Consider the following 17,988-nt stretch of genomic DNA (forward strand, 5'->3'; position numbering starts at 1 on the left):
ATTAAGCAGTAAATTGCAATCGGATTTTGTAGTTACCAATCAACTGTTCTCCTGCAAAAAGTTGGTAATCAATATTTACCCTTCCCGCCAGGGGTCCTTCTTGGAGTTCTATCTCTAGAAATGGTGTTACTGTTTCAATCGGAAAAAGTCCGTAAGGCGTGCGATACCGCGCTTCAATTCTTTTACCGTTAGCAAAACGCAAACGCATTTCACTCTCAGACGAACGTGTTAATAGGACATTGCCATCCCCATCAATTTTCATGGTTACGGGTGATTTTTTTCCAGTTTCTTCATTTTTTTCCTGATATCTTAAGTAAAGTGAATCGCCCATTTTAAAAATCTGTCCTGGTTCGTCAAAAGCTAGGTGTGTTTTTTCACCTTCTTGTTCAATAAATGTCTCTAAATGGATTTCAATTGGAATGCCATTGTTTAATCCAGCCATTTGAATCCTCCTCTTTGTTCACTGTTCTAATGTAATAATTATAATTCATTTCATATATTATTCTAGCTTTAAGCTTTTACAATCTCACCTTAAAACTTGTATAATTTTAGTTAGATGTTTCTTTTTAAAATTACAAAGTAAGAAGGTAGTAAGATGTCCCAAGAAAATCAACGTTTACCGATGGAGAAAGTCTTTCGTGATCCTATCCATGACTACGTTTATGTTCAAGACCAAGTCATTTTAGACTTGATTAATACTAAAGAATTTCAGCGTCTTCGTCGAATTCATCAATTGGGAACCACTTCCTTTGTGTTTCATGGAGCTGAACACACCCGCTTTTCACATTCATTAGGATGTTATGAAGTAGCACGTCGCATCGTTGAAAGCTTTGCTCGAAATTATCCTTCAAAAACTCCCAGTGATGGATTGTGGAATAATGATGAACGGTTAGTAACGCTTTGTGCCGCCCTCTTACATGATATTGGTCATGGGGCTTACTCGCATACATTTGAACATATTTTTAATACCGACCATGAAAAATTTACTACCCGGATTATTACGGACCCTCAAACCGAAGTTAACCAAGTTTTACGACGTATTAGTCCCGACTTTCCAACAAAGGTCGCTTCTGTAATTAGCCATGATTATCCTAATCCACAAGTAGTACAGCTAATTTCTAGCCAAATTGATGCCGACCGTATGGATTATCTTTTACGTGATTCATACTACACCGGAACTAACTACGGAAACTTTGATTTAACCCGCATCTTACGTGTGATGCGTCCTTATGAGCATGGTATCGCCTTTCAAATGAGTGGCATTCATGCCGTCGAGGATTTTATTGTAAGTCGTTTTCAAATGTACGTTCAGGTTTATTTTCATTCTGTTTCCCGTTCTATGGAGGTCATTCTTGGACATCTCTTAAAGTTAGCTAACCAGCTATATCAGTCTGAGCGAGCTAACCATCGACAACGTAACTTTCAACCTCATTACTTAATGCCATTTTTTGATGAAAATTTTACGTTAGATGATTATTTAAAACTAGATGATGGCGTCCTAAATACGTATTTTCTTCAATGGGTGGATGATGAAGATCCTATTTTGAGTGATCTTGCCCATCGCTTCTTGGATCGTGTTCCTTTAAAATCAGCACGCATCACCGATCAAACGCGGAGTCTTCTACCTGAATTAAAACAATTGGTGGCTGAAGCTGGTTTTGATTCTGAATATTATACTGCTGAAAATGACAGTTATGACTTACCATATGATGCCTATGATCCAACCTCTAAAAAACCACGGACTCAAATTGAACTAATGCAATCGGATGGTAGCCTAGTCGAACTTTCGACCGTTAGTGATTTAGTACGAGCAATTTCAGGTAAAGTTTCTCGTGACGAGCGCTTCTTTTTCCCCAAGGAAATGCTTATAGATAGTAACGAGAGTTTGTTTACAGATACTTTTGAAGCTTTTCAAGCTCATATCAAAAACAATATAATTAGTTAGGAGTAATAATCTTGAGTATAAAATTAATCGCCATCGACCTTGATGGCACCCTTTTAAATGACAACAAACAACTTACAGAAGCAAATATCGCGGCCATCAACGCTGCTTCTAAAATCGGGATTAACGTCGTCCTTTGTACCGGACGTCCCATTACAGGAATTCAACGTTACCTCACCCAACTAGACCTTACTAACGAAAAGGAATATGCCGTCACTTATAATGGAGCACTCGCTCAAACTCTGACTGGCGAAACCCTCATTAAACACACACTTTCCTTTGAAGACTATCTCACTGCTGAAGCATTTAGCCGTAAAATTGGTGTGCATTTCCACGTAGATGGTAAAAATCACATTTACACTGCCAATAAGAATATCAGCACTTATACGGTAGGTGAAAGTTTTCTAGTTGAAATGGGTCTTCGCTATCGCGCCGTTAATGAAATGGACCCTAACTTAGAAATGCCCAAGGTAATGTTCATTGATGATCCTAAAGTTTTAAGTAAAGCGCGCGACCAGATTTTTGCTAAGTTCCAAGACAACTTTAGCGTCGTTCAAAGTGAACCATACTTTATTGAACTTATGCCCCAAAACGTTAGCAAAGGTAATGCTGTAACTGAGTTAGCTGCACGTCTTAACCTTACTTTAGACCAAGTCATGGCAATTGGTGATCAAGGTAATGACCTTTCCATGATTAAAGCTGCCGGAACTGGTGTAGCAATGGAAAATGCAATTGATGAAGTTAAACAAAATGCACAATTCATTACGGCCAATAATAACGAAAGTGGCGTTGCCAAAGCCATTCAAAAATTTGTACTAGAAAAATGAAACTAGGATCGCATTAACAATTAGAATCAAAGCATAGCTTAGTATTAAACGAGTAAATGGGGTGAACCGCATGGGCTCGTTTTTTTGTGCAGCAATTTCTTTTGCCCGCTCAGTTTTAGACTGGACAGCTTTATGCTCAATTTTTTCAACAAATTCACTGTTTTTTCGATTGCCATTTAATTTCCATCCACTAAATAAGTGAGCGTTGAATAAAATTGCTAAAATTCCCCATAATAGTAAAAGCATCCCTAAAATAAAATAAATATTACTTACGATGTAGGTTCCTTTAAAAATTAATCCCCCTACTACCAAAATAATAAAAATAACTGCTTCGGTGCTTAATTTATTTAATAGATTAAATACTTTCATAGTCTTACCTCTTCAGTCTGGTATTGCTTACTACTATAGCGTCTTTTTTTACTAATTAAAACTTTATTCCTCATTCGTAACTTTGAAATCGTTCTCAATCAATGTATAATAATGACACAAAGGAATGATTATATGAATAATACGAACTACTTAAGTATCGCCATCAGTGCATCTTTTATTCGTTACGCACTATTTGACGAAAGTGGCAGTCTTAAAGTAAAAAAACAAGTTCCAACGCCAACCGATAGCGTTGAAAATTTTCTAAAACAAATTTATGAAATTGTTACTGACCATCTTAAATCGATTTATGGAATCGGACTTAGTGTTCCTGGCCAAGTCGACCCAAAAGATGGCGTAATTTATCAGGGGGGCTCGTTGCCCATGCTCCACGGACTCAGCCTTGGAAAAATCCTTGCCACTCGCTACGAATTACCGGTGTCGATGGAAAGTACTGGTTTTTGTGTTACTTTAGCTTCTCAATGGAATGGTAATTTAAAGGGTGTCACTAACGGAGCAACCATCGCCCTTGATGATGGTGTAAGTTCTGGCTTAGTTTTAAATCACCAGATTTTTTCTGGTTCCCACTTACAAGCGGGCGGAATTGGCATGATTATTGCCAATCCAACGGTTGAAAATCATCAACCTGAAGATATCATGTTCAACGCCTGTTCTGCCTCAAAAATGATTAACACCATCGGCAGTGCGTTAGAGTTATCTGATCCCAATGACGATATCAAAGTATTTAAGGCAATTGAAAATGGAGATGCTAACGCTCGCGAAATGTTTAACGCATATTGTCGAAATGTAGCTTATATGATTGTGAATACGCAGGCCGTTCTTGATCTTAATAAGTACGTCATTAGTGGACGAATTAGTAATCAGAGTATTCTCGTTCCTGAAATTAATCACCAAATTCAAATTATTCGAGAAACGATTCCGGTCCTCAAAGAAATGCTGGAAATGCCGGTAATTGAAACTTCGATTTTTAAACAGGATACTGACCTTTTCGGTGCATTTTATAATGCTTTGGATCACTTGGACTTTACGCAACCTACAGATAACAAAGCGGAATAAAAAGGAGTTACGGCCTAAGCCATAACTCCTTTTTATTTTGTTCTATAAACTATGCCACCGCACGTTGGTTAACAGTATGAGCCAAGAACGCTAAGCGGATAATAGCTAAGTTCAAGGCTTCTTCTAGACCTGAACTAACCCGTAAGTATTTACTTACACATGTATCCACCTGTTGGTATAGCTTAGTTTCTTTTAATTCTTCGTCACTAGCATCGTTGTATTGAATATACTTTTGATCAAGTTCTTCTTGTTCAATTACATCAGGAAAATCCGTCTGTGTTCCTGGTCCATCATAGTAATCGACAAAATTATTATTTGTATTAATTCCCAAACAAAACTCTCGCTTAGGTATTCTCAACAATTCAAAACCCAGTCCGGTATGATTGTCCGTGCTAATTACTACACCTTCATCGTCGTTAAGCGGCAAGAATACATAGTAATCGTGACGATTATGATCACTCACACTATAATCAATGCCGTTTAAACCTTTGATCTTAGTGATGTAGCTGTTTTCGTTGATTTTGATTGTTTTATCTTCTTCGATCACTTTTGATAAAACATCATATTTAAAAATCATTTTTCTTCCTCCAAAAAATAACCATAAATACTGGAACAGAAGAAATTATACTCCCTGCAATCAAAAAAGCAACAGTTGTAATCTTACTGTAAAATTACTGGAATTATTTTGATTCATTTTGGTCGATATAAATCGCCATTGCGAATTTCAACAAGGTTAAATTGACCTTTTGTTCATCTCCATCGCTGTAGCCCAGATAAACACTAATATAACGATCCGCCATTTGATATTCATTACTCTGGATAATTTCTTCATCAGTAGCATTACGATATTTTTTAGTTAAATCCTCGATAACTGGTCCTGTAAAGAGATCTAGAAAATCAGTTTGATTTCCAACTCCGTCTTCAATATCAATGACGCCCTTTTCTGTATTCACTTCGAAATAAAACTCACTTAAGGGGATCTCAAAAACCGTAAAGCCATCAAAGGTGTTACCATCGGAATAAAAAACAATGCCTTTTCCTGGGTTTAATTCTAAGAAAGCATAGTAATCTCTTTCATTTCTCAATTCTGAAATGAAGGTGATTGCATCGATTTGATCACTATCCATTTTTTTAATTTGACTCTGATCATTAATGATAATCGGTTTCCCGGTATCAATTACATTCTTTAGAACGTTATAAGTAAAAATCATCACTCTACCCCCAACGCATTTACTTTCTATACCTCGATTATATCGTGTTCACGCTCTTTTAGCATTTTCTACGGCTCAGCACGTTTTCTCAATTGTCGTACAACTTGAACGTATGAATAAACTAATACTAAATTTGAACCTAACCAAGCCAATGGGTTAGCGGTACATGCTCCCCAAAATCCAAAAGCCGGAACCACAAAGAGTCCCACTAACATCCTTGAAATCAATTCGGCTACCCCAGCCATCGTTGGGGCCACACTCTTTCCGAATCCTTGTAAGGTATATCGGATGATGAACAAGATTGCTAGCAAGAAATAACTCGCACTAACGATCACAAAATATTCATGCGCCAAGTTGGTGATATGTTGTTCTGAATTTCCAATAAATAGATTAACCAGTACGCGACTATTCAAAATAATTAAAGCACCCACAATAAAACTGTAAGCGACCGAAGTGATCAACGTTTGACGAATACCTTTCAAAATACGTTTAAATTTTTTGGCCCCATAATTTTGAGCCGTAAAGGTTGCCATTGTGATCCCCAGTGACATCATTGGCTGCGTTGCTAGCTGATCGACTTTTCCAGCAGCAGTATAAGCAGCAATTGCTGATGATCCAAGATGGTTCAAAGAAATTTGTAGGATAATTGACCCAATCGCGATAATGGACGCCTGGAACCCCATTGGTAATCCAATCTTGATTTGTTCACGAACCAATTTCATATTTGTTTTAATTTCTTTTACTTCAAGCGATAAAACCGGAACGTGAGACTTAATATAGAACCAGCATAGAAAGCATGAGATTAATTGGGCCGTAACCGTAGCAATTCCGGCTCCAGCAACTCCCATGTGTAAAAAGACAATCAAAATAATATCCAATACCACGTTGATAATACAGGCGATTACCAAAAATACGAGTGGCAAACGACTATTTCCCAACGCACGTAACATATTGGAGAAAAGGTTAAAAAACATAGTTGCAAGCACACCACCAAAAATGATCGTCAAAAAGGTCGTGGCACCGTCAATAATGTTAGCTGGGGTTTGCATCATTTCTAGCAACGGTCTAGCCGCCAGTACACTAACTACCGTCAGCATTAAGGCGAATACGCCACAAATCCAAATACTCGTAGCAAAACTTTGCTTAACTGCTTTAACATCCCCAGCCCCATAGTGCTGAGCCGTAATAATCGATAACCCCGTTGTCATCCCTTGCGCAAATCCAATAATCAAAAAAGTAAGTCCATTGGTTGCCCCGACAGAAGCCAATGCTTGTACACCGACTACTCGACCAACAATCAAGGTATCAGAAAGCGTATAAATCTGTTGGAAAATATTTCCCAAAAGAAGTGGGATACTGAACAAAATAATGCCCTTGATGGGACTTCCCTTAGTTAAAATACTATCCATGTAAATCCTCCGTTTTTTATTAAATAAAAGATATAAAATTATTTAAGATGTGAATTCCAATACTACATTTAATATCACGGGTACGCATGTAGGTAACCGCTAAAATTGCGCCCATGATTGCATAAATAGGAAAATTAATTCCTGTATCGTGCAATGCACCAAAGATAACTGCATTAACGATCACTCCGATTACTTTTATTACTGGTTGATCAGTTTGGAAAAATAATTCAAAGAAAATCCCCCTAAAAATGAGCTCTTCCATGACTGGAGCCACCAACACGCCATCGATGAATGTCCAAATTGGTAGTTTTTCAAATAGTTTTTCGATTGCTAATTGGTTAGCAGAAATATTAACTTTAAATTGATTGGTATACCAGATTTGAAAAAGCATAAAAATCATCCAAACTAGAACCATTAACAGCAATGTTTGAGTTCGCACCCTTTTTGGTGGTAAATCCCCATAAATACTATGATTTTTTTTAATTTTATATCGATAAAATTGCCAGAAAAAGACGATAACTGCTATGGCAATCGCAATATAGACGATTATTAGAAAAAATAAAAAGAGATGGTGGTTTTGTGTATATGCTGCTACTAGTTGTGGAATAGAAACCAATTGATCCATTCCAAATAGTAATACTAAAAATAGGCAGTTCTTCAACACTTGTAACGCTCTCATTAAGTACTCCTTTTTAAGATACCAACTTTATTTTAAAGATAGCATTTTATCCATAAAATACAATCACTAAAAACTCGCAAACGTGATTTTTATTAAGATGCACTTAATTATTGGTATATTTTATAATTCCTTAACCTTTCCATGGTATTCTGAAAAAGTAAAGAAAGGTGATGCTTGATGATTATTAACGATAAAAAAATGGACCAGTACCTTGAAGTTCAATTAATTGGCCATAAAGATAACAAAATCAAAGCCAAAACCAGCGCTGGACAATACATATTTGTTTATCCTACCACCGAACAAACTAACGATCCTTTATTTTGGAAAAGTTTAAAAGATATTATTAATAATAAAATGTGGCTTCCAATTACTAAACAATTTCATCAATTGATAGCTAGTGATTGGCTTGTACCAAGTATTCAAATTTAATCCGATATTAAACCAAGAAGCTGTGACAAATGCTAGGATTTAATCCCCTTCATTTGATTCACAGCTTCTTTTTATTTAACAATCTCTAATAAATCAGTTGGTGTTTTTAAAATATATTCTGCTTCAGAGAAATCATTCGCTGGGATTGCTCCCCATCCAGCATTGGCAAAATCGACTCCAGCGGCATGCGCTGATTGCATATCAAATAGCGAATCACCTACATAAATCACATCCGCTCGATTTAGCTTAGGGAAATACTTCTGCATACCAAATTCAATTGGATCAGCATGAGGTTTATGCTTTTTCGTATCATCTGAAAGCACGACTTTTTCAATTGCTCTAATCTTAGGAAAACTACGCATTTCATCATCAAAAACTCGTCTAAGCTTAGAAGTTACAATTCCATATTCGATTCCTAATTCTCTTAAACCAGCAAACATTTCATCAATTCCATCATATTCCTTAATTAAATCAACTTCTTGATTAATCCGTTCGTTAAAAATATCAATTGTCTTGGCTGGATTCGATGAACCTAACTCGCGTGCCATATCAATTCCTGGAAGACCCATTAATTCAACAATTGCTTGCGGGGTGACTTCTACGCCATCTTGGTTTAAAGCATATGTTAATGCTGCCACAGATGCATCTTCAGTTTTTAAAAGGGTGTTATCTAAATCAAATAAAGCAACTTTATACTTAGTCATAATATCCTCCAAAAATCTTATTAGTATTTGCCACCTATATTACGCCCCCTTGCCCAATATAAAAAGAAGAAAATCCTCATTTGGGACTTTCTCCTTAAAATAAAACATTTTTGTTACTAATTTGTTATATAAGCATACTTGTAGTTCCATTGGGTACCCGCTGTGTTGTGAATAACGCCTTTTACTTTAGGATTTTTCAAGTATGAATATACAGTTTGATAAAGTGGTGAAACAGCTTGTTCTTTCATCACAATTTGTTCTGCCTTAATCATATCTTGCCAGCGTTTCTCAGCATTATTAGCATCTTCATTTTGGGCTTTTTTCACAAGGCTATTATATTCCGTGTTGTCCCATTTGCCATAATTATATGCACTATTTTTTTGTAAAATTTGAAGATGTGAAATTGGATCATTAAAGTCAGCTCCCCAATGTCCAACTAAAATATCAAATTCTCCACTTTGAGATCTCGAATATGCTACTTGCGATGGCACGTTAACAATGTGAATTTGTAATCCAGGTAATGTCTTTTCCAAGGACTGTGCATAAAATTCAGCATAATTTTTGCTGTTCCCCTCATTATCTGAAGTTAAATTAAGTTTCAAATTCTTTACTCCAATTTCTTGAAGCCCTTTTTCCCAGTACTGCTTGGCCTGTTTTTGATTGTACTCGATGGTACCGTCTAAATATGCGTCATCAGCAAAGTCCTTTCCCGTTTTTGGATTATTAGCTAAATCCGTGGGAACGAGGCCCTTACTTGGTGTTGAAGCATCCCCAATGATTTTTTCAATCAACTGCTTCCGATTGATTGAATAGGCGATAGCCTTACGAATATTTACATTGTTAAAGGCTTTACGTTTGGTTTTATCTGCATCATTAAAATTATATTGTAAGAAAGTGGTAATGGAATATGGAAAGGTGGTGTAATCTTTATTATTTTTATAGTTTTTAACTTGTTCACTGGAAAGCTGTGTATAATCTAGCTTCCCGGATTGGTATAAATTCAACTTAGTTTGTGGGTTTTCCACCACTCTAAATTTAATTTGATCCAATTTAACAACTTTTTTATCCCAATATTGTGGATTTTTAACGAAACTCCAAGTATCGTTCGTTCCTGTCCAGCCTTTTACTTTAAAAGGCCCTGAATAAACCGTATATTGCGCCTTTGTTCCATATTTATCACCATATTTTTCAACAGCCTTTTGGCTAATTGGTGAAAATAGTGGATAACTCATTAAAACTTTAAAATATTGAATAGGTTGATCCAAATGTACAACGAAAGTTTGATCATCTTTAGCCTCGACCCCTAGCTTAGAGGGATCCATCTTACCTGCATTAATTTGGTCGGCATTTTTAATCCCTTCAAATAAGTAAGCATACAAAGCTTTAGTCTTAGGATTAATCGTTCTTTGCCATGAATAGACAAAGTCATGAGCTGTAATTTTACTACCATCACTAAATTTAGCATTTTTGCGAATCTTGAAAGTCCACGTCAATCCATCTTTAGAAACTTTAGCCTCGCTGGCCAAACCTGGGGTTGTCTTACCATTTTTCCCTAGGCGATATAGACTTTCAAATACATTTCCAGTTTGTCCATAACCATTGGCTTTAGATACATCCAGCGTGTCCAAGGGAGCATCAGCTGCTAAATTCATGGTTTGTTCAGCAGCATAGCCACCTTTTTTAGCTCCACAACCCGCCAATACCACCAATGATACTAAAATAACCGAAAGAAACCCGATCCACTTTTTATTTTTCATTTTCTACTCCTTTAATTTTAATCACATCAACTTGGAAACACCCTACAATCGCTACATTCAGATTCCATATCATCACGTCCTTAACAAACAAAAAACCGGCTAACTACACCGCAGTGTAATTAACCGGTTCAACTAATCCCAATTGGTTCGTTGAATAATTCCGCTATTTACGCCTGCCAAATAACATGTGGTCTTTTAGACAACATGCGCAAGCTTCAACTACTGATTTAGTATTCGTAAATAGCATAGAATTACTCCTTGTTTTATTTTCAATTATTAGAATACCCTATTCACTTATTTTTTGTCAATTCAAATGGCTTAACTTCTAAATAGTTGTATAATTACATGTAAACGTTTCAACTATGAAACTACGGTAAATTTAATTATTGTGCTATCATAGCTGTAATTAATAAATGAGGTGGACAACACGATGAAAATAGCATTAATAGGGGCTGGTCCACGTAATTTAATGGCCTTTGAACGTTTAGTTTATTGGGCATTAGATCGCAAATGGGCAGATGAAGTTAAAATACTCATATTTGACCCATTTGGAATAGGTGGACGAGTTTGGAACCCTAACCAAAATCATGAACTGAAAATGAACTCTCTGGCTTCCAAAATAACTTTATTTACGGATGATTCAATTCAAATGGAAGGCAATCCTCATTTAGGTCCAACTCTTTTTGAATGGGCAACAACTCTTGGAAAAGATTTTATTGAAAATAATAATTTTAAGCGCCAAAAACTTTTATTAGAAGAGATTGATCATTTAACTAAATACTCTTATAGCTCTCGGGCTCTATTTGGTATTTATCAACAATGGTTCTTTCAACATGTTGAAAAACGCATGCCTAGTAATTTTAGTATCGAAATTCACTCAAATTTGATCCATAACGTCAAATTTGACAATGAAAAGTACATCTTGCTTACAGATGAGTTAGCATACCAAGTAGATGCTATTTCAGCCGCTCTGGGCGAAGGGATGGATGAACCAAGTGACGCAGAAAAAGAGGCTCAAGCATTTGCTGAAGCACATCATTTAAAATACGTTCCCGTTCGCTATCCCGCCGAAGTTGATGTTGATGACATTGCGCCTACTGATCAGGTTATCATTCGCGGCTTAGGCTTAAGCTTTATTGATTACCTGTCCGAACTAACCGAACGTCGTGGTGGTGTTTTTCAGCGTGATGAACGGGGTTCGTTAATTTATACACGTTCTGGCGACGAACCAACGATCTACGCTAGCTCTCGTCGAGGACTTCCTTACCATGCTCGTGGTTTAGACCAGAAAAAAGTTGGAGAGACTTATCCACGTTATTTTCTATCAGACGCGTATGTTAATAACTTGGTGCTTAAAAATCAATCAATTACAGGATCAGAATTTATTAAGCGTATTACGTTAGACGTCGAATTAACTTACTACGTTACTTTAGCTAAGCTACTATACCCTGATATTAACCCCGTTGAATTTGAAAAAGAATTGGCTACGGCTTCTAATGGATTCAAAAAAATTCTAGATAAATACAATGTTAGCGCTAAAGATCGCGTGGATTGGTCAGCTTGGGAGAATCCAATTCCTACCAGTGTTACTGACACTGCTTCCTTTACCACTTTTATAAAAACTTATCTCCAACAAGATATTGATATTGCTAATGAAGGTAACAAAGTTTCTCCTTTCACGAGCGCTGTTGAAAAATTACGCGAATTACGTTCCAACATTCGTAAAATCGTCACCTACGAATTACTAAGTGACGATGATTACGTGAAATATATTTTAAAGTACTTTAACGCATTAAATAGCTTTTTAGCGGTGGGACCGCCTGCGTTCAGAATTGAGCAAATTTTAGCCCTAATTAAGGCAGGTGTGCTCACTTTAACCGGTCCAGGTATGGTCGTTGAAAATGAAGATGACCATTTTGTAACTTATTCATCCGTATTGAGTGATCATCAACGTTATTCTGGGAATGTTTTAATCGAAGGACGGTTACCACAGCCTAGTGCTGAAACAACTCAAAATCCTTTAATTAAAAATTTGCTTGCTAATAAAATGGCTCGCATTTACTCTTTGTATTTGAGCGACGGAACTTTATTTAAGACCGGTGCTTTAGATGTCACTACCGAAACGGCTGAACTAGTTACTCCCAACGGTAAAATCATGCCTAATTTCTTTTTGTGGGGGCTTCCTACTGAAAAACGGCATTGGCTGACTAATGGTGCCCCAATTCCTGGTGTAAATGATGTTCGCTTACGTATGGCTGATATGATTGCCGCTAGGATTGTAAAATCTGCTAAATAACGCATTTAAAAAGTATAAAAAACAAGCGATAATAAAAAGTTTGGTTGAATCTAAAATTCAGACCACCTTTTGTTATCGCTTGTTTTTATTTCAAAAATTAATATTGTCCACCATGTACTTCAGCAACGTTGGTAGTTAAAATAAATGCCTGGGGATCGATTTCACGAATCCGACCGATTATACGGTGATATTCGGAGTTTTCTACTACAAGCATCAACATGCGCTTGTTATCCCCCGAAAAGCCACCTTGTACATCTAAGCTAGTATAGCTTTGATCGAGAGACTCCGAGATAATTTCTTCAACCTCGGCTAAGTGACTACTCATAATATAGACACTTTTTTTACGATCGATACCTGTCTCAATATAGTTCATTACTAATAAAGTAATTACCGATGAGAATAAAGCTAAAATAAATGCTTCAATTCCGGAACTAAAGATATTCATCACACAAACCATTGTATCAATTACCAACAAGCTGACAGATGGCTTAAAATTGAAGTATTTCTTCAAAATTAGTGGAGGTACCGTTGTCCCACCACTAGATGCATCGATTTGATATAAGAGCGCTACTCCAAGTGCGTATAAAGCACCACCAACAATAACTGCTAAGGTTCGATCTGACACTAAACTAATACTAGGAGTAATCGCCATACAGACCGGTAATAGTAAACTACCCACTGTAATTCTTGCAGTAGTTTCTTTTCCCAAAGTAAAGTACGACGCAAGTAACATGGCAATGTTAATAACAAATACAATTAAAGCACGATTCCAACCTAGGGCATCTTCTAAAAGAATTGAGATACCGGTGGCTCCACCAGCCGCAACATTGTGAGGAGCGTAGAACATATTGATACTTATTGCTAGCACCTCTAGTGCAACCAACATTACCGCAAATTGCATAATTAACTTAAATCCTTTTTCTTTCATACATTCCTCCGTTTCACTGACTTCCTTCTAAAAAAAGGAGGTAAGCCAAATTAAGACTTAACCTCCTTTTATTATAACTAAAATTTAACCGTTATTCTTGATATACGAATTTAAATCATCTGGAGCTAAATTTTGCCACGATTTGGCATAAAACTGATTGTTCATTTTGTATGATGGGATTTCTTGTTCGCCATCAACGAAAGCCTTAACCTTTTTATCGAAAGCGTACCAACCATTCCAACCCAAATGAATTGTATCTTGCATAAAGTAGGGTTGTGAACCTTGATTAGATAAATCAGCAATGTGGTCAAATCCTTGACTCTTTAATTGATACTTAATCTTCTTATTGAAGCCTTTCAGCATCGATTGTGATAAACCAGCATAATTTGCCCACTTTTGATTAATTGGTGGTATTACAAATAATACATCAGTTTTATCAGCAGCAAATTGATTTAAAACCAATTGGAAATCTGCGAACTCTGGGGACTTAGTGTAGTCATAATTTCTTTCAAATCCTTTAAACTTACCCAATTTATCTTTCAGTCGATGACTATAGAAGGAATTTTTGATTCCAAAATCATTATTTGATGTTTGTTGCTTGGCCTGTTTGATAATCGCTTGGCGAATTAAATCTCCCGATTCACTATTTGGTAGAGCTTGCAGCTGGCGATTAATTTTCTTTTGATTATCATCTTTCAGTTTCAAACTAGAGAAAAGTTGATCTTCGTGAGCTAACAAACGTTTGTAATAACTAATATTTCGTTGAGTACTTGCTGATAATTTTTGCCCTTGTGCTACTTGACGAAGAGCTTTGTTAATCATTCCATTACCATTATCAGTGTTTTGTTCCATCTTTAATAAGCGATGGGCAGCGTACCGATCAGTTCTTGTACCATGCTGCTTTTGTAAAAAGTTAACAGCTTGCAGTTGTGAGAAATAAAATGAAAATGCTTGAGGATTAGCCCCTTTTTTGACAAACCATTGAGGAGAAATCACAAATACGGCCTTCCCATTTTTAAGCTGGTGATTGATTCCTTGCATCTGGAAATAATGCGTTAAAGATTGCGTCCCAGCTGCTCCCATTAAGAATGGACGGAAATCCCAATTATACTTTTCTGCCATAACTGAGGGATGCGTCAAATCAAAGCGTGAAAATTCTGACGATCCGAAAAATGGTACATAATATGGATCTGATAAGGCGGCTCGCTTAACTGCATCGCCCTTTAAAATATTTGGTGACAATGATGTCGCGGCTTGCTTCTCAATTGTTGGACTGATTCGGTTTATTTTGAATGGGGAAAATAAAAGCCCAATCAAAACAACTGATGCGACTAGCAATGGACCAAATATCATCCAAAGTTTTTTACCCACGATTACTGCATTGCCTCTACTTTAGCGATAATTTTATTTGGTGTATCCCATTCACTGCGCTCAAATTCTGAAACTGGGGCCATAATTCCCAATTCTGTTTGGAGTTGGAGTAATAGTTGCACCGTACCCATTGAATCTAACAAGCCTGTTTCAAAAAGGTTTTCATCCATACTATTACTTACATCTGAACCTGTAAGATCTGCCAAAATGTTTAAAACTGTTTCTTTTGTATTCATAATTAATTATTCTCCTTTATTTTTAGTGGAACCATAATGTGTCTAAAAATCCTGAAAATACGAGGAACGTGAAACAAACAAAGTTAAACGTAATAAAAATCGCCAAGTATTCAGTAAATTTATTATGTGGGAATCGATCCGGATTCTTTTTCTTCAAGTTTAGCCACCAGTCATTAATAACTAAGGCTACCCCATGAATTAGACCGTAAACAATGTAATACCATTTCTCACCGTGCCAAAAACCCATTAATAACATGTTTAAGACATAGGTGATATTGGCAGTTGTTTTAGGATTCTTAAATATTTTATGCTTCATGAAAAAGAATACTAATCGCATATATACATAATCTCTAAACCAAAATGAAAGTGTCATATGCCATCTATTCCAAAATTCTTTAATATTTTTAGATTTAAATGGTTGATTGAAGTTCATTGGTGTTTCAATTCCCATGAAATAACTAGTTGCTACAGCGAACAAACTGTAACCAGCAAAATCAAAGAAAAGATAGAAACTATATACGTACATTACTCCTACCAGCCCCCACGACAGACCAGTCGATTGCACAGCTAAATGCTGTACCTTTGGAAGTAAAATTGTCCCAAAGAGATATGCCAACATAAATTTGTAGACAAACCCTAAGAATACGTAATGTAAGGCTTTTTCCAACATATTTAAATACTTTTCGCGGTCCGGAACGCTCTCGTAATCTTTTCTAAAACGACGATAACGATCAATAGGACCGGATGAAATTGATGGGAAGAAGGCCATAAATTGTAAAAAGAACCACGGATTGTAATCCTTTAACACTCCATCGCGAATTTCCATAACGGTTTGTACAGCTTTAAAGGTCAGGTAACTAATCCCCAAGAATCCAATAATCGATGGAGTCCCCGACATCAATGGCGTTAATTTCACGACCACTAGTGGTGATATCGCAAGAAGAACCGCAATAACGAACACCCACGTGTCGTTTTTCTTTTTACGATATACGTTATAAAGTGAAACTAAAATCACTTCAAAAATTAAAAATCCAACTAGTGCAACGCCTTGCTCCCACTTAGGTCCTCCAAAGGATAAGAGAATGAATCCGATTGATACTAATAGTTCGTACCAACGAAATCTCTTGCCCCAAAGGATTCCTACAACAATGGGAATAAATGCCACAGCTAGCATGCCAAAATACATTGGATTTTCATATGGTGTTAATGAAAGCATTAGGCATTAACCTCAGCAATAACAGATTTAATATCGATTTTTCCGTTGGCCGTTTGCGGTAAACTTTCAACAAATACAAAGCGATTTGGAACAGCATATTCCATCATGTTATCCTTCAAACTATCTTTAATCGCAACTGTTAATTGAATTTGAGAATCGAACTCATTTTTTTCAGGAACAACATAGGCCACTAATTGAGCCACCTTTTGGTCTTTCCCATATTTAGGAACTGCCACTCCAGCCTGAATTAATGGATCGTTATTTAAGTAATGGTTAACCTCTTCAAGTTCGATTCGGTAACCATGCAGTTTAATTTGGAAATCAGTCCGTCCATGATAATAAAGCATTCCAGTATCATCAATCTTAACTAAATCACCAGTTTTATAGGCACGTTGACCTTCATATTCAAAAAAGGCTTCGTCCGTTTTTTCCGGATTATTGAGATAACCTTTGGAAACACTTGGTCCTGATAGAACTAATTCTCCTTCAGCACCAGCATTGGCCATTCTTCCATTATCATCAAGGATAAATCCCAGAGTATCTTCTTTTAAATATCCAATTGGTAGACGATCATATTGTTTAAGTACCTCATCTGTAATTTCGATTGCACTAACTGCGACGGTCGCTTCTGTAGGCCCGTACGTATTAAAGATTTTTGCATCTGGAAAACGTAGTTTAAGAGCTTGCGCAGTAGCGTGTGTTAATTCTTCACCACAGAACAAGAATCGGCTCAATGCTGGTAGATGTTCTGCATCAAAAGTCGGTTGCAACAAACAGATATCCATGAAGGATGGTGTTGAAACCCACACATTTAAGCCCAAAGTGGGTAATATTTCAAATAATTTTTTGAAATCATCCGTAACTTGCTTGGGCACCGCTTTGATTGTTCCACCCATAACTAATGTGGGATATAAATCCATTACGGATAGGTCAAATGAGTAAGGTGGCTGTGATAACGTCACTGGACGTTCAGGTAAACCTAGATTGCCAATTTCCCAATTCACAAAACTTAAAAGATTATTGTGACTGATTTGTACTCCCTTAGGCTTACCAGTTGTCCCAGACGTGAAAATAATATAATAATTATCATCTTTAGTGACGAAACTATTAGGTGTTACATTTTTATTTGCATTAAAAACATCGTTTAATTCTTGTCCTTCTAGAACTGGTAGATCACCCAAATTTACAGGCAAATCTTCAACCGCGATACACATCCCAGGATTAGCAATTTCATTAATCATTGTTAATCGTTCTGCTGGTGAGTGGCGATCAATTGGGACATAAGCGTGTCCACTTTTTACAACCCCTAAAAAAGCTGCAATCATATCAAAGGTTTGAGCACCATAAACCATAATTGGCGCATCTTCTTCCAACCCTTGCGTTAAAATATATGCAGCTAAGCTATCTGAATAAGCTTTTAATTCTCCATATGTGTTCTTAGTACCTAGATAATCATAAGCAATCCAATCTGGATGTTTAACTGCGATTGAATCAATTTGCTCAATCACGTTAATTACTTTCCCCATAATTAATTAAATCC

The 17,988-nt window shown here is 36.5% G+C and carries 18 protein-coding genes; 5 read left to right on the forward strand and 13 right to left on the reverse strand.

The features are described from left to right. Position 1: 1 nt before the first annotated feature. The gene (locus HFC68_RS03050; RefSeq protein ID WP_002832999.1) at positions 2-442 is read right to left on the reverse strand and encodes a DUF1934 domain-containing protein; all 441 of its coding nucleotides are present in this window, start codon (positions 440-442) and stop codon (positions 2-4) included. A gap of 153 nt (positions 443-595) precedes the next feature. Between HFC68_RS03050 and HFC68_RS03055 the strand changes: the two genes are divergently transcribed. Both HFC68_RS03055 and yidA read left to right on the forward strand, forming a co-directional pair. Then, complete coding sequence (locus HFC68_RS03055; protein ID WP_002832998.1) at positions 596-1,945, forward strand: HD domain-containing protein; 1,350 nt, start codon at positions 596-598, stop codon at positions 1,943-1,945. 11 nt (positions 1,946-1,956) lie between these two features. Further along, positions 1,957-2,769: a sugar-phosphatase gene (yidA, locus tag HFC68_RS03060; RefSeq protein WP_011673734.1), complete on the forward strand. Its 813-nt coding sequence runs from the start codon at positions 1,957-1,959 to the stop codon at positions 2,767-2,769. On the opposite strand, the gene HFC68_RS03065 is transcribed toward yidA, so the two are convergent. Then, positions 2,758-3,138, reverse strand: a complete 381-nt coding sequence (locus HFC68_RS03065; RefSeq protein WP_011673735.1) for a DUF3899 domain-containing protein — start codon at positions 3,136-3,138, stop codon at positions 2,758-2,760. The two genes, yidA and HFC68_RS03065, sit on opposite strands and share 12 nt — an antisense overlap. Positions 3,139-3,270: 132 nt before the next feature. Between HFC68_RS03065 and HFC68_RS03070 the strand changes: the two genes are divergently transcribed. After that, positions 3,271-4,212 carry an ROK family protein gene (locus HFC68_RS03070; protein ID WP_055126420.1) on the forward strand — a complete coding sequence of 314 codons (942 nt, stop codon included), beginning with the start codon at positions 3,271-3,273 and terminating at the stop codon, positions 4,210-4,212. Positions 4,213-4,261: 49 nt separating this feature from the next. On the opposite strand, the gene HFC68_RS03075 is transcribed toward HFC68_RS03070, so the two are convergent. From HFC68_RS03075 to HFC68_RS03090, 4 genes are all read right to left on the reverse strand, one after another. Next, positions 4,262-4,789 (reverse strand): hypothetical protein, encoded by a 528-nt coding sequence (locus HFC68_RS03075; protein WP_002832994.1) that lies wholly within the window; start codon positions 4,787-4,789, stop codon positions 4,262-4,264. A gap of 103 nt (positions 4,790-4,892) precedes the next feature. Continuing rightward, positions 4,893-5,423 (reverse strand): hypothetical protein, encoded by a 531-nt coding sequence (locus tag HFC68_RS03080; RefSeq protein ID WP_011673737.1) that lies wholly within the window; start codon positions 5,421-5,423, stop codon positions 4,893-4,895. 68 nt (positions 5,424-5,491) lie between these two features. After that, positions 5,492-6,832 (reverse strand): MATE family efflux transporter, encoded by a 1,341-nt coding sequence (locus HFC68_RS03085; RefSeq protein ID WP_011673738.1) that lies wholly within the window; start codon positions 6,830-6,832, stop codon positions 5,492-5,494. Between the two features lie 19 nt (positions 6,833-6,851). Next, complete coding sequence (locus HFC68_RS03090; protein ID WP_011673739.1) at positions 6,852-7,511, reverse strand: CPBP family intramembrane glutamic endopeptidase; 660 nt, start codon at positions 7,509-7,511, stop codon at positions 6,852-6,854. Between the two features lie 177 nt (positions 7,512-7,688). On the opposite strand from HFC68_RS03090, the gene HFC68_RS03095 reads away from it, so the two are divergent. Next, the gene (locus HFC68_RS03095; protein WP_002832990.1) at positions 7,689-7,940 is read left to right on the forward strand and encodes a hypothetical protein; all 252 of its coding nucleotides are present in this window, start codon (positions 7,689-7,691) and stop codon (positions 7,938-7,940) included. 71 nt (positions 7,941-8,011) lie between these two features. Here the strand turns inward: HFC68_RS03095 and HFC68_RS03100 are convergent, their stop codons facing one another. Beyond that, complete coding sequence (locus HFC68_RS03100) at positions 8,012-8,644, reverse strand: HAD family hydrolase (protein ID WP_002832988.1); 633 nt, start codon at positions 8,642-8,644, stop codon at positions 8,012-8,014. A gap of 116 nt (positions 8,645-8,760) precedes the next feature. Continuing rightward, positions 8,761-10,401, reverse strand: coding sequence for a peptide ABC transporter substrate-binding protein (locus HFC68_RS03105; protein ID WP_002832987.1), 1,641 nt, complete (start codon positions 10,399-10,401; stop codon positions 8,761-8,763). Positions 10,402-10,831: 430 nt separating this feature from the next. On the opposite strand from HFC68_RS03105, the gene HFC68_RS03110 reads away from it, so the two are divergent. Then, positions 10,832-12,697, forward strand: coding sequence for an FAD/NAD(P)-binding domain-containing protein (locus tag HFC68_RS03110; RefSeq protein ID WP_011673740.1), 1,866 nt, complete (start codon positions 10,832-10,834; stop codon positions 12,695-12,697). Between the two features lie 97 nt (positions 12,698-12,794). On the opposite strand, the gene HFC68_RS03115 is transcribed toward HFC68_RS03110, so the two are convergent. The 5 genes from HFC68_RS03115 to dltA form a co-directional block, all read right to left on the reverse strand. Continuing rightward, the gene (locus HFC68_RS03115) at positions 12,795-13,625 is read right to left on the reverse strand and encodes a YitT family protein (RefSeq protein ID WP_011673741.1); all 831 of its coding nucleotides are present in this window, start codon (positions 13,623-13,625) and stop codon (positions 12,795-12,797) included. An 84-nt stretch (positions 13,626-13,709) separates the two neighbouring features. Further along, positions 13,710-14,996, reverse strand: coding sequence for a D-alanyl-lipoteichoic acid biosynthesis protein DltD (gene dltD, locus HFC68_RS03120; RefSeq protein WP_002832984.1), 1,287 nt, complete (start codon positions 14,994-14,996; stop codon positions 13,710-13,712). 2 nt (positions 14,997-14,998) lie between these two features. Further along, positions 14,999-15,232, reverse strand: coding sequence for a D-alanine--poly(phosphoribitol) ligase subunit DltC (dltC, locus tag HFC68_RS03125; protein ID WP_002832982.1), 234 nt, complete (start codon positions 15,230-15,232; stop codon positions 14,999-15,001). A 22-nt stretch (positions 15,233-15,254) separates the two neighbouring features. Next, on the reverse strand, positions 15,255-16,448 hold the full coding sequence (gene dltB / locus HFC68_RS03130; protein WP_002832981.1) for a D-alanyl-lipoteichoic acid biosynthesis protein DltB: 1,194 nt from the start codon (positions 16,446-16,448) through the stop codon (positions 15,255-15,257). Next, positions 16,448-17,974 (reverse strand): D-alanine--poly(phosphoribitol) ligase subunit DltA, encoded by a 1,527-nt coding sequence (gene dltA, locus HFC68_RS03135; RefSeq protein ID WP_011673742.1) that lies wholly within the window; start codon positions 17,972-17,974, stop codon positions 16,448-16,450. The genes dltB and dltA overlap by 1 nt, the downstream gene beginning before the upstream one ends. Between the last annotated feature and the right edge of the window lie 14 nt (positions 17,975-17,988).

This window comes from Pediococcus sp. EKM201D (assembly GCF_011800215.1).
Classification (GTDB): domain Bacteria; phylum Bacillota; class Bacilli; order Lactobacillales; family Lactobacillaceae; genus Pediococcus; species Pediococcus pentosaceus.